Source organism: Flavobacterium sp. ZB4P23, assembly GCF_003970375.1.
Lineage (GTDB): Bacteria > Bacteroidota > Bacteroidia > Flavobacteriales > Flavobacteriaceae > Flavobacterium.
This window is the reverse complement of sequence record NZ_RYDK01000005.1, coordinates 15077-28391: the sequence shown is the minus strand read 5'-3', so window position 1 is coordinate 28391 and position 13315 is coordinate 15077. Positions and strand designations below refer to the sequence as shown.

General features: G+C 34.9%; 14 protein-coding genes. 6 read left to right on the top strand and 8 right to left on the bottom strand.

Annotated elements, in window-relative coordinates:
- Positions 1–12: 12 nt before the first annotated feature.
- Together EKL99_RS09370 and EKL99_RS09365 are read right to left on the bottom strand one after the other, a co-directional pair.
- Positions 13–2106, bottom strand: a complete 2094-nt coding sequence (locus tag EKL99_RS09370) for a penicillin acylase family protein (RefSeq protein WP_231507418.1) — start codon at positions 2104–2106, stop codon at positions 13–15.
- Between the two features lie 124 nt (positions 2107–2230).
- Positions 2231–2683: an Lrp/AsnC family transcriptional regulator gene (locus EKL99_RS09365; protein ID WP_126454003.1), complete on the bottom strand. Its 453-nt coding sequence runs from the start codon at positions 2681–2683 to the stop codon at positions 2231–2233.
- 230 nt (positions 2684–2913) lie between these two features.
- Here EKL99_RS09365 and rocD point away from each other — a divergent pair, with 230 nt between their 5' ends.
- Both rocD and EKL99_RS09355 read left to right on the top strand, forming a co-directional pair.
- Complete coding sequence (gene rocD / locus EKL99_RS09360) at positions 2914–4197, top strand: ornithine--oxo-acid transaminase (protein WP_126576834.1); 1284 nt, start codon at positions 2914–2916, stop codon at positions 4195–4197.
- Positions 4198–4208: 11 nt separating this feature from the next.
- Positions 4209–5171 carry an arginase gene (locus tag EKL99_RS09355; RefSeq protein ID WP_126556039.1) on the top strand — a complete coding sequence of 321 codons (963 nt, stop codon included), beginning with the start codon at positions 4209–4211 and terminating at the stop codon, positions 5169–5171.
- A gap of 55 nt (positions 5172–5226) precedes the next feature.
- Here the strand turns inward: EKL99_RS09355 and EKL99_RS09350 are convergent, their stop codons facing one another.
- From EKL99_RS09350 to EKL99_RS09325, 6 genes are all read right to left on the bottom strand, one after another.
- The gene (locus tag EKL99_RS09350; RefSeq protein ID WP_126576833.1) at positions 5227–5418 is read right to left on the bottom strand and encodes an FAD-dependent oxidoreductase; all 192 of its coding nucleotides are present in this window, start codon (positions 5416–5418) and stop codon (positions 5227–5229) included.
- 127 nt (positions 5419–5545) lie between these two features.
- Complete coding sequence (gene arsB / locus EKL99_RS09345) at positions 5546–6640, bottom strand: ACR3 family arsenite efflux transporter (protein WP_126460699.1); 1095 nt, start codon at positions 6638–6640, stop codon at positions 5546–5548.
- Positions 6641–6642: 2 nt separating this feature from the next.
- Positions 6643–7275, bottom strand: coding sequence for a low molecular weight phosphatase family protein (locus EKL99_RS09340; RefSeq protein ID WP_126576832.1), 633 nt, complete (start codon positions 7273–7275; stop codon positions 6643–6645).
- Positions 7276–7290: 15 nt separating this feature from the next.
- Positions 7291–7761 carry a DUF6428 family protein gene (locus EKL99_RS09335; protein WP_126576831.1) on the bottom strand — a complete coding sequence of 157 codons (471 nt, stop codon included), beginning with the start codon at positions 7759–7761 and terminating at the stop codon, positions 7291–7293.
- 19 nt (positions 7762–7780) lie between these two features.
- A complete protein-coding gene (locus EKL99_RS09330) occupies positions 7781–8113 on the bottom strand; it encodes a helix-turn-helix transcriptional regulator (RefSeq protein WP_126460708.1) in 333 nt (110 codons plus the stop codon).
- Positions 8114–8216: 103 nt separating this feature from the next.
- A complete protein-coding gene (locus EKL99_RS09325; protein WP_126460711.1) occupies positions 8217–8477 on the bottom strand; it encodes a heavy-metal-associated domain-containing protein in 261 nt (86 codons plus the stop codon).
- 1003 nt (positions 8478–9480) lie between these two features.
- Between EKL99_RS09325 and EKL99_RS14435 the strand changes: the two genes are divergently transcribed.
- From EKL99_RS14435 to EKL99_RS09310, 4 genes are all read left to right on the top strand, one after another.
- On the top strand, positions 9481–9618 hold the full coding sequence (locus EKL99_RS14435) for a hypothetical protein (protein WP_156063265.1): 138 nt from the start codon (positions 9481–9483) through the stop codon (positions 9616–9618).
- A 429-nt stretch (positions 9619–10047) separates the two neighbouring features.
- Positions 10048–10947: a MerR family transcriptional regulator gene (locus tag EKL99_RS09320; protein ID WP_197037229.1), complete on the top strand. Its 900-nt coding sequence runs from the start codon at positions 10048–10050 to the stop codon at positions 10945–10947.
- A gap of 39 nt (positions 10948–10986) precedes the next feature.
- Positions 10987–12468: an NAD(P)/FAD-dependent oxidoreductase gene (locus tag EKL99_RS09315; protein WP_126576830.1), complete on the top strand. Its 1482-nt coding sequence runs from the start codon at positions 10987–10989 to the stop codon at positions 12466–12468.
- The gene (locus tag EKL99_RS09310) at positions 12465–13304 is read left to right on the top strand and encodes a phytoene/squalene synthase family protein (RefSeq protein ID WP_126556053.1); all 840 of its coding nucleotides are present in this window, start codon (positions 12465–12467) and stop codon (positions 13302–13304) included. The genes EKL99_RS09315 and EKL99_RS09310 overlap by 4 nt, the downstream gene beginning before the upstream one ends.
- Positions 13305–13315: the final 11 nt, after the last annotated feature.

Here is a 13315-nt window from a genome sequence, read left to right as displayed (position 1 = left end):
ACAGACAAGCGATTACTCGCCGGGATGATATGTTTTTTCGGCATTTTTCTGGACATCCTCTTTATAAAATAATACGTCTTTGAATTGTCCTTTTCGGTACATTTCAGCTTGATCGTAAAAATGTTTCGATTTTGAATCACCGCTATTTCCTCCCGCAAGTAACGATTTGGCTTTTATTTTTGGTCCAAATTCCACCGCACACACAAAACTATTTCCGTTAAATCCGTAGCGTTTTTTGGTATCTTTTTGATAATTGCTTTTAAAAGCAGGTAAACTTCCCCAAAGCGCTGGTCCATAACTAATAGGTAAACTTTCCAAAGCATCACTATAAACCAGATTTATGTCGCCTGATGTTCTCTGGAAACGATTGATTTCGCCCCAAGGAATTTGCCAAGTACCAAATTTTATTTTCAATTCGTTTATCACCATTTGCAATTGTGGAATCAGTTGATCTGGAAACGCATTTTTAGCAAAATCACGAGTATTTTCTACTTGGTCCTTTTGGCCCTGATCAATATATACTTTTTGAATAATGGGGTTTAATTTATAAGCCCATTCCACAGCTAAGGTGGTAGCCACAGAATTTTCCCGGGCGTAATAATCCCAGTTTTTCAATAAGGTTATCGGTTCTGACAGTTCTGTATAAAGCGGATCTTCGGGACTGATGTTTTTCTCAAAACTGGAAATTAAGGATGGAATTAACACTTCGAGAGCCGTTAGTTTCGTGTCGTAACCGTCAGCAATCACTTTGTCTAGTGTATATTTATTGCCTTTGTTCAATAATCGTACAGCATTTAATCCTCTGAAACTTTCTCCGTCTGGAGCCATATAAGGCAAGTAATTTTCTTCTTTTGGACTATAATCTCCTGCCACGGTATATGGTGTAGAATTACAGTTTTGTAACCAGCCGTTTATAGGATTATAAGAATGTACTGTTTCTGAAACTTCATGTAATCCTTTCCATTGTGTAGCCGGTGTCGTACCGTCCATTACTTTTGACCAATTTAGGTTTTTGTCCCGAATGGGAACAAAATTCCCATGCCAGTAGGCAATGTTTCCTTCTTTATCGGCATAAACAGTATTGTTTGAGGTATTGGCTTTCAAATCCATTGCAGTTTTGTAGTCTTCAAAACTTTTTGATTTTGTTCGTATCCAACTTTGTTCCAGACTTTTCATCGAACGGTTATTGGATTTTAAGCTAATCCATTTCCCGTCTCTTTTGGCCATGATTGGACCGTGATTGGTATAATAAGTATTGAATGTTTTAGGAATCAATTTTCCATTTTCCAGATACTTGATGGTTATTTTTTTCTCGATAACCGGAACTAATTTGGTATCGTATTCGTAAAATAGTTTGTTGTTTTTGGTCACGATTTTCTCGGCATACATATCCGCAACATCAACACTTGAGGAGGTATGCATCCAGCCACAGTTTTCGTTAAATCCTTGGTAAATAAAAAATTGTCCCCAAGTAACGGCTCCATACGCATTCAGCCCTTCTTGACTGCTCATCTGTATTTCTGGCCTGAAATAAAAAGTGGTATGCGGATTAATGTATAAAATGGCATTCCCAGACGCTGTTTTTGAAGGTGCAATTGCAAATCCGTTAGAACCCGTTTGTACGTCTTTTTCTCGTTCTATATAGGCTACTTTATCGGTGTTTCCCGAATAAAAAGCTTTCAATTCTCCAGTAGAAAGATCAGCTGTGCTTATGGCTCCAATACTTCCGTCAGTCCAAAGCAATGGAAACCAAGGCTCAAAATGAGTTAATAAAGCGGGTTTTACTTCGGGGTGATTGTATAGATAAAAGTTGATCCCGTCCGCATAACTGTTTAATAATTTTTTCAACCAAGGCGCTGCTTTTTTATAATCGTTTTTAGCATCTTCGGTATCGATTAAAAGTTTAATTTCTAAATCATTGTACAAAACGGACTGTCCTTTGATTTCGGAAAGACGGCCCAGTTTTTCAATGTAATTCATTTCTACCCGTTTGAAATCGTCTTCACATTGTGCGTACAGCATTCCAAAAACGGCATCTGCATCCGTTTTGCCATACACATGCGCAATTCCCCAATTGTCTCTGATAATAGTGACTTGTTGCGACATTTTTTTTAGTCTTTCTAGTTCTTGGTTTGATATCTTTTGTGAAAACAGGGAGCAACTAAAACAAAAAATTAAAACTGCAAGGGGTAAATGGTTCTTGAAATACGTCATTATTATTGAATTTTAATTAGAGACTTACGTTTCGTTTAAATGCACAACCCAGTTCGATTATGGAATCTGTTTTGGCAATACCCGGAATAGTGTCTATTTTTTCATACAGAACTTTACGCATGTGCTCATGATTTTTGGCAATTATTTTTATATAAAGGGTAAAAGATCCGGTGATATAATAGCATTCCGTTATTTCTGGAATGTTTTTCAGTTCCTCAATAATCCGGTCAGAATCTTGGTCTTTATTCAAGGTAATTCCTGTGAATGATCCCCAATCATATCCAATTTTCTTTTCATTGATGACCGGTTTTATTCCGATAAGTATTCCTTGTTCTGTTAATCTGTTCATGCGCTGATGCACCATTGTATTTGATATTTTTAGATTGGCTGCAATAGCAGAATACGCCATTCTTCCGTCTTTCTCTAATTCTTTGATAATGTTGATATCAAACTCGTCTAGTATATCCATGTTGGTTTACTTATAAATGATGCTTTTGTGTTTGTATAAAAGTACTTATTTTTATTTATATGGGAATAGTTCTATTATTTGAATTTTATATTTAAAAAATGACTTTTTTTTCATGTAAATTAAGTAATTTATTTAAAATAATACTTTTAAAAAAGTCAAAATATTTATTTTATTGTCAATTTAAAAAAAATCTGTAGTTTTGTACTTTGTAATATCAAAATAGGAATATCATGACACACACAGAACAAAACCTTTCTTCAAAATCGGAAGCGTTAATAGCTAAAGAAAATCAATACGGAGCACACAATTACCATCCTTTACCTGTGGTTTTAGAAAGAGGCGAAGGGGTTTATGTCTGGGATGTAGACGGAAAAAAATATTATGATTTTTTATCGGCCTATTCTGCCGTAAACCAAGGGCATTGTCATCCAAAAATTGTGGATGCAATGATAAAACAAGCACAAACATTGACCTTAACTTCACGTGCTTTTCATAATGATCAACTAGGACCTTTTGAGGAATATGTGACTAAGTATTTTGGTTTTGATAAAGTGTTGCCCATGAATACAGGTGCTGAAGCAGTGGAAACTGCTTTGAAATTGTGTAGAAAATGGGCCTATGAGATAAAAGGAATTCCTGAAAATCAAGCACAAATCATTGTTTGTGAAAACAATTTTCACGGAAGAACAACAACAATCATTTCATTTTCGAATGATGAGAGTGCCCGTAAAAACTTTGGACCATTCACTGCTGGATTTATTAAAATTCCGTACGATGATGTTGACGCCCTAGAAAACGTATTAAAATCAACCCCAAATATTGCTGGATTTTTAGTGGAACCAATTCAAGGAGAAGCGGGAGTGTATGTTCCTGCCGAAGGATATTTAGCAAAAACAAAAGCGCTTTGTGAAGCACATAACGTTCTATTTATCGCGGATGAAGTGCAAACAGGAATTGCACGCACGGGAAGATTATTAGCAACTTGCGGAAATTGTGACTGTAAAAAAGGATGTGAAGGCAGACCGGAAGTAAAACCAGATATCCTTATTCTAGGAAAAGCTATTTCGGGCGGTGTGTACCCAGTTTCGGCAGTTTTAGCGAATGATCCCATTATGAATGTGATTAAACCAGGACAACACGGTTCCACTTTTGGAGGAAATCCTGTTGCAGCGGCTGTGGCTATTGCTGCACTGGAAGTAGTGAAAGAGGAAAAATTAGCACAAAATGCGGCGTACTTAGGCGAAGTTTTAAGAACAGGACTTAACGAGATTGCTTCCAGAAACCCATTAATTACGTTGGTCAGAGGAAAAGGATTACTGAACGCCATAGTTATCAACAGTGGTGAAGAATCTGATTTAGCCTGGAATATTTGTATGAAATTTAGAGATTATGGATTATTGGCAAAACCAACACACGGCAACAAAATTCGATTTGCACCACCATTAGTAATTTCAGAACCTCAAATACAGGAATGTTTGGGTATAATTGAGCGAGCTCTAAACGATTTCAAATAATTTTAAGTACAATGGGAAAATCTATAAAATTAATAAAGAACAGATCCGATATAGGTGCTGGTACACGAGGATCCGACTTAGGGATTGATGCTATCGAAATTGCGGCAATCAATCAAAACAGTGATTATTTTAATCAGTTTGAGTTTGAAGATGTCAAAACGCACAACGAATCCATATATGATAAAAACCGAAGTTCTTCGGCTAAACGAATTGAGCATGTAGTGGAGCAATGCACCAGGGTTTGTAATGCAGTACAGAAAAATTTAGCAGGAAATTATTTTCCAATTGTTTTATCAGGTGATCATTCTTCGGCATTAGGAACATTAAGTGGTATAAAAGCAGCTTTTCCGGAACAAAATATCGGGGTGTTTTGGATTGATGCCCATGCGGATTTGCATTCACCTTACACTTCGCCATCCGGTAATATTCATGGAATGCCACTATCTGCGGCTCTTGCGGATGATAATTTGAGTTGCCAGAATAACGAAGTGCCTCCGGAAACCCAACAGCACTGGGAAGACATGAAAAATATAGGTTGTAAGGGGCCGAAAGTTTTGGCAGAAAACCTGGTATATTTTGGCGTTCGGGATACCGAAGAAGAGGAGGATAAGCAAATTGAAAAATTGCAAATCAAAAATTATAAAGTTGATGAAGTGCGGTATCGCGGTTTACGAAAGTGTGTCGCGGAAGCATTAACTAAACTATCGCATTGTGAAGTGCTATATGTTTCTTTTGATGTGGATTCTATGGATTGTGATATGATTTCTTACGGGACTGGAACACCGGTTTCCAAAGGTTTTGATCAGTATGAAGTAATAGCGATCATCAAACAAATTGTTCAAACCAAAAAAGTAGTTTGTATCGAATTTGTCGAGATTAACCCATTATTAGACACCAAAGGAAATAAAATGGCAGAAACTGCTTTTGAAGTTTTAGAAGCCATTACATCAGAACTAGTTATTCCTGCAGAATAATTTTTTTTAGCGTGTATAAAAAAGCCCGAAATCAGTTTTAGATTTTTGGCATTAGTCAGCCGGGCAATGAATTGTGTTCGGCAGGAGAAAAAAGCGTTAGGCTATCCCCAACATGTTGCCAGGTACCACCGCATTTTTCTTCTTTATCCAGGAGAAAAACGTTTAATTTATTGCGTTTTAAATAATATCCGCAAGCCAATCCGCTTTGTCCGCCACCAATGATAATGACCTCTTTAATTTCATTCATTCTGTTTTGAATCTGGATTAAATTCTATTTTAGTTTTTTAGATCTCCACAGATTTACTGTTTTAAAACAAGTTTAAAACAAAAGAGAGTCTGTAATAAAATAGTTGAGTTCTCTAGTAGCGGAACATTTAAGAGGTTCCAGTTTTTGGGTCTAATTCGGGTTTTGTATAATATTTTTTTCTAAACCAAAAAGCGACGTTTACCAATGCAATTAGCGCCGGAACTTCGACCAGTGGGCCAATAACGCCGGCAAATGCTTGTCCGCTGTTGATTCCAAAAACGCCAATTGCAACTGCAATAGCCAATTCAAAATTGTTTCCGGTTGCCGTAAAAGCGATTGCGGTAGATTTAGAATAATCAGCACCAAAATACTTTCCGAGAAAAAAACTGATCACAAACATTAAGGTGAAATAAATAACTAAAGGAATAGCTATCCGAACTACATCCAGGGGGATTTGCACAATTAATGCGCCCTTCAGACTAAACATTAATATGATGGTAAATAACAAGGCCACTAAAGTAATAGGAGAAATAAAAGGTATATACTTGTTTTGAAACCAAGTTTCGCCTTTGAGTTTTATAAGACCATACCGGCTGATTATTCCCAAAGCAAATGGAATTCCTAAATAAATACCTACGCTTTCTGCAATTTGACCAATACCTATCGTCACATCAAAACCGGTATAGCCAAAATACGGTGGCAAAATGGTTATGAAAACATACGCATATACGCTGTAAAGCAATACCTGAAAAATACTATTCAAAGCGATTAATCCAGCGGCATATTCTCTATTACCGTCGGCCAGATCATTCCAAACCACTACCATCGCAATGCATCGGGCTAATCCGATCAAGATGACTCCAATCATGTATTCCGGATATCCATTTAGGAAAAGTAAGGCTAATGAAAACATGAGGATTGGGCCTACCACCCAATTCAGGAACAGGGAAGCACCCAATACTTTGGTGTTTTGGAATACGTCTCCCATTTTACTATAATTCACTTTGGCTAATGGCGGATACATCATTAAGATTAAACCAATGGCGAGTGGGATATTAGTTGTTCCGCTGGAAAAAGAGTTGATAAAATTCCCACTGGAAGGGATGAAATTCCCTACAGCAACACCAAGTGCCATTGCAAGGAAGATCCAAAGGGTTAAAAATCGATCTAGGAAACCTAGTTTTTTTCTTTCTGCTGCGGGAAAACAAGTAGATGCTGACATATTTATAATTTTATTTGGGAGAAGACATAAAACATTTCGGTGGCAATCTGTAAACTTCGCTCCTGATATTTTTCGGCTTGTTGCGGAGTGTTGTCAAATGCTTTTGGATCTTCAAAAGTAATTGGGATACGTTTTTCAGCACCAGCGATAAAAGGACAGCCTCCATCTGCTTGAGAGCAAGTCATAATCGCTGCAAATTCATTTTTCGGATTAAAATCATCATCGTAGGTCTTGGAAAAACCAATAATAGGAGGCTCATTTTCTCCATATTTTATGCTGTAAATGGGATTATTTCCTGCTGTGATTGCTTTGATTTTGAATCCTGATTGTATTAAAGTTTGGGCAACCATAGGAAATAAAGCAGTTGCTTCGGTCCCACCAGAATAGCAAAATACATTTTTTATATTGAAATATGCTGCGGCTGTTTGTGCCCAAACTTGTGCCAGATGACTTCTTCTGGAATTGTGTGTGCAAATCAAATTCAATCTGATCTCTTGTTGATGGGCTACTTTTGTCTGAATAAAGTCAATTAGCGGTTGCAAAATAATTTTGCGTTCAACTGAAATATCTTCAAAACCAAAGGCAGCTATTTGTGTTTCTATTTCTGGAAACAAGTTTGTTTTGATTAATGTCATATCTTAGTTTTAAAATTAACAACAGCCACCACCAGGGGTGCAAGTATTGGTTTGACTTGGAATTTCGGATAATTTTACTTTTTGTTTCTCGGAAGGAATTCCGCATTGATCCTCTGCCAAACAAGCCGTTTGCTTGTTGATTAAGGTAAATGCTGTTCCGTTGAAACGAATGTCGTATTTCCCAATAGTTTCTGATTGGAATTCGACTTCTACTTCATAATCTTCAATGCCCAGTATTTTTTCTGAAAGCGAAATGATTTCTAAAAGTTTTTTTGGTTTTAGGCGGTGATCAAAGTCATTGGCATCCCATAATTGAAAATTTACCACAGTTTCTTTTCTAACTTTTCCACCGCAGTCAATAAAATTTTTAGTGATCAAACCCACTTCAGTTACATGGAAATGTTCAGGAACAAAGGTTCCGTTTGGTAATACAAAAGCAACATTGTCTAATGTGATCAACTCTTTTTTAATTTCGGATAGTTTCATTATTTTTGTAATTTAAAAATTAACAGCATTGATTTTTCTTGTTTTCTAAATAAGTATTGATGTGCTGAAAAAAGCCTTTTATTTTATTAAAGCCTTCTTCGTTTAGGCAATAACAAATTGCATTTCCTTCAAAATTGCCTTTTATGAGTCCGGCATTTTTAAGTTCCTTCAGGTGCTGCGAAACCGTAGGCTGGGCTAGAGGCAGTTCGTTTACAATATCACCGCACACACAACTATCTACCTTGATGAGGTGTTGAATAATAGCAATACGTGCAGGATGGCCTATGGCTTTGGCTAAAGTTGCCAATTCGTTTTGCTCGTCTGTGAAATGGTCTGATTTAGTAATTCCCATCGTTATATATTTATATTGCAATATTACGATATAGATTTGAAATAAACAAATGATATTGATTTTTTTAAAGATAGTGTTGATTTTTAAAAGTTACCTTTAAAAATTAAAGTTCAAATACTTCTTTTGGGATGGCGTGAAACCCCACTGATCGTACTTGATCTTGAATAACACTTACAGGAATCATCTTGGAGGTGTGTATTGTAAATTCTCTAGGGAAAAGATCAGTATTCAAAAGGACGTCTATTATTCCGTCTAACTTCAGCAGACTTGCTTTAATTTCTAATAAATCTAAATCTTTGATCGCATTGGTACCAAAAATTTTACCATGATTTCCTGGAATTACATTGTCAGTGAGTATGCTCATGATTTTGTGTTTTAAATTAGTTGTTTTTAGGTGTCTAAGTATTTTAAGATTAGTTGTTTATACTTTTTAAAACAAATAAACAATCATTTTTAAGTTTTAAAATGCAATAGGTTTACTAAGAAAAAATACGAATGCACCGGAACGGTTTGAAAAAGGATATCGCTACTCTAGTGTTAAATAAATTTGCGTAAGATTACGCTTTATTCACCTGTCCGATTGTTATTTTATACTGAAATAAGCAGCATGAAAGATATATTGTCGCAATTATTAAAAAGAGTTTTGTCATAGATTTGAAGGTTTAAAACGATTTTTAAAGCTAAATGACGAATTAATTTGTGTTAATCTGTGAAATCGGTAGTAAAGAAATTTAGAGTTTTAATAAAATACGATATTAAATTGTAGCTATTATTTTTTAGTACATGACAAAAATATATTTTAATAAAAATCGATACAATAAATAATAATTAATCAGTAAAAACACTGAAATTTAGTATATTAAAGAATTATTACCAGATAATATTTCTAATGAGAAACATCGGTCTTGAGAGTAAAGATACAGCGTTAATTTCAGTTTTGCAAATTCATTTTAAAGTCAAACTCGATCTAGTTAGGGTCAGGGTCAAGCTTATTTGTTTATTTATAACCGCTTTTTGTCATGTAAGTAAGTCGAAAGTTTAAAAGTCGTAAAGTCAAAAGAATTAACTTTAAGTAAAACAGCTTTAAATCAGATTTTTACATGATTTTATCCTGATTTTAAAATACGACATTATACCATGGTTATTACTTATTTAAAATTGATTCAGTAGAATATTTTGATTCCGTGTCTTGTCCATTAGCTCCTGAAGGTCGAGGAAGTTACCTCGAATTAATAAGTACCACTCTGGATAATAATTTAGCTTCAAGTTGGGTAACTGCCACCGCAGACGGGCTCTTAACTCAATCCTATCACTACTATTTTGAAGATTCAGAGTATTACTCCCATCAGAGGCATTAAAGTATTAATATGTTAGGCGCTTTAGTTCAAGAGATCAAAGTAACTTTGGAAGCGGCAAGTATGGTTTTAAGTTCTTATTCTAGTGAGATGTATTTTATTACGGTCAATAATCAGGACGACATCACCCGAACAATCATAAAAAAATAAATTTAATAAATAATAGGAATCATTATTAAGAAAAGTTGCGAAAAAGGTCAGATTTTCACACGGCTTTTCTTATGTTTAAGAGAATAAAATGGAGCAGTAGTTTTTCTAAAGCTTTTTTTAGTGCTGTTTTTCTTTTGAAAATAGTTGAAAATCAGAAAGTAATTTTAAGTGCAGCCATTTAATAAGAAGGAAACTGCGGCTTATTATTATTATTATTAAAAGGGATTGATTATTTGCTATTCAATGTTTAATCCCAAAAAAAGTGTATATTAGTTTTATAATCAGCTAGTAGCATTCGAGAAATAATCAGTTTCAGCAGTGTACCGTTTTATAGAATCTTGGGGTGTTTTGAGTTTAAAAAAAGTTTCGGTGTGATCATAAGAGTTTATAATTAAATTTATTTTACATTTGTTCATTAAATTTCGATAAATGATAAACAATGTAAAAAATGTGTTCAGTATAAAAGATCTTGAAAATCTTTCAGGTATAAAAGCGCACACCATACGAATCTGGGAAAAAAGATACAATATTTTGCAACCCATGCGTACCGACACTAATATTAGATTGTATGATTTAGTGAGTTTGCAAAAACTGTTAAATATTACATTGTTACACGATTATGGCTATAAAATCTCAAAAATAGCAACCTATCCTCAAGAAAAAATACCCTCTTTAGTACGTGAAATAATTTCGAGCAAAACAGCAAAAAGTCATGCCATAAGTGAATTTAAAATGGCCATGATGAATTTTGATCAGGAGCTGTTTTTTAATACTTATAATTGGTTAATTGCAGAAAAATCATTTAAGGAAGTATTTCATCAAGTCTTTATACCATTAATGAATGAACTGGGATTATTATGGCAATCGGACACGATAACTCCAGCCCACGAGCATTTTATCAGCTACTTAATTAAACAAAAATTATTAGTTAACACCGAAAAACTTCAAGTTTTAAAGCAAACAAAAGTAGATAAAGTTTTTGTCCTGTCACTTCCTATGAATGAAATTCATGAATTAGGTCTGATGTACCTGAATTATGAGATTTTATTGCATGGCTACAAAACTATTTATTTAGGAGAAAGTATGCCTATTGAAAATCTGAAAGACTTGAAAAAACATTTTGATTCCATTATTTTTGTTTCCTACCTTACAGTACAACCAGAAAGATGTCAACTCGATGGATACATTCAAAAAATGTCCGATGAGTTGGTGGATGATACGACTGAATTATGGTATATTGGTCGTATGATTGAGTTTATAAAAGAAGAGGAACTTTCAGATCGAATTACTCTTTTTAGTTCAATTACTGAATTGGTAGATTGGATCTAGTTGTTTTTTGTTTAAACATTTTGTATATTTGCTAAACAAATGAAGAATATAAAAAAAATTACAATTATAGGTTCTGGATTCTCGGCTTTAGCCGCTTCCTGCTATTTAGCAAAAAGTGGTCACGATGTGACTGTGTATGAGAAAAATGCAACAACTGGAGGGAGAGCACGACAATTAAAAAAAGAAGGTTTCACCTTTGATATGGGACCAAGTTGGTACTGGATGCCAGACGTATTCGATCGCTTCTTTGCTGATTTTGGAAAGAAAACCACTGATTATTACGAATTAATTAAATTAGCACCAGCCTACCGCGTGTACTATGGAATTGATGATTTTATTACCATAGCAGATAATTTAAGGGATATTACAATCGCTTTTGAAGCCATCGAAAAAGGAAGCGGCAGCCTGTTAAACGAATTTATGGCTGAGGCCAAAAGTAATTATGACATCGCCATCAAAGATTTAGTGTATCGCCCCGGGATTTCTCCACTGGAATTAATAACAGCAGAAACAGCCATGAAAGTGGGTCAGTTTTTTAGTTCTATCAGTAAAGATGTTCGTAAGAAATTCAAAAACGAAAGATTGATTCAAATTCTGGAATTTCCGGTTTTATTTCTTGGAGCCAAGCCATCTGATACCCCGTCATTTTACAGTTTCATGAATTATGCTGATTTTGGTCTGGGAACTTGGCATCCTAAAACAGGAATGTTTGATGTAGTTCGGGGTATAGAAAGTTTAGCAAGAGAGTTGGGAGTGAAATTTCAAATGAATTCCAACATCGAAAAAATCATCGTAGTGCATAAAACAGCCAATTCAATTCAGGTAAATGGAGAAATCATTACCTCTGATGTAATTCTAAGCGGAGCCGATTACCATCACACGGAAACATTATTGGATATGGAGCACCGTACTTATTCTGAAAAATATTGGGACAGTCGCGTTTTTGCACCATCATCATTATTGTTTTATGTTGGTTTCAATAAAAAAATAAAAAACATTTCACATCATGCCTTATTCTTTGATGTTGATTTTTATCAGCATGCCAAAGACATTTATGATGAACCACAGTGGCCAAAAGAACCCTTATTTTATGCTAATTTTCCATCAGTGACAGATGAAACTGCAGCTCCGGAAGGAATGGAATCAGGGTTTTTTCTAATACCTTTAGCTCCCGGAATCAACGATACTGAAGCACTCCGAGAAGAATACTTTGAAAAAATAATGGATCGTTTCGAAACTTTAACACAACAAAAAGTACGCAATACTATACTATTTAAACAATCCTTTTGTAAAAATGATTTTGTATCAGAATACAATTCATACAAAGGAAATGCCTATGGAATGGCAAATACATTATTGCAAACTGCCTTTTTGAGACCTAAGTTAAAGAGCAAGAAAGTGAAAAATTTATATTTTACCGGTCAATTGACCGTGCCCGGACCAGGTGTTCCACCAGCATTGATTTCCGGAAAATTAGTGTCTGAGTTAATTAACAAACAATTTTTAGCACAACAATTATGAAACAATTATTTGATGATGTATCTTTTAAATGTAGCAAATTAGTCACTAAAAACTACAGTACCTCTTTCTCTATGGCGGTTTATATGCTCTCGCCCAGTATTAGGGATGCCATTTATAGTATTTATGGTTTTGTCCGTTTTGCGGATGAAATTGTAGACACTTTTCATGGTTTTGACAAAGAAAATCTGATCACTGAGTTTGAAGATGAGTACTACAAAGCCATTGACAGAGGGATTAGTTTAAATCCTATATTAAATTCTTTTCAGCAAACGGTAAACAAATACAACATCTCTGATGATCTCATTCAGGCATTTTTAAAAAGCATGAAATTAGATTTAATCAAATCGGATTATCACAGTAAAGCAGAGTATGATGATTACATTTATGGATCGGCTGATGTGGTAGGTCTTATGTGTCTCAAGGTTTTTGTTGCCGGAGATCACAAACGATATGAGCAACTGAAAAACGAAGCCATGCGACTGGGATCTGCTTTCCAGAAAGTGAATTTTCTTCGGGATTTAAAAGACGATAATCTTGTCCTGAACCGGAATTATTTCCCAGGAGTCGATTTAAATTCCTTCGATGAAAATGCTAAAGCGGCTATCATTAATGAAATTGAAGCAGATTTTAAAGTAGCCTATGAAGGAATTGTAAAACTTCCTATTGAAGCTAAGTTTGGCGTATACACCGCTTTTGTGTACTACAAAAAACTATTAAAAAAGCTAGAAAACACTCCGTGTCATGAAATTGGAAGTGCAAGAATCCGAGTTTCTAACTACACCAAAGCCGGATTACTGGCAAAATCTTTTGTCTCTTATAAATTGAAGTTAGTTTAAGTTACAGCTTG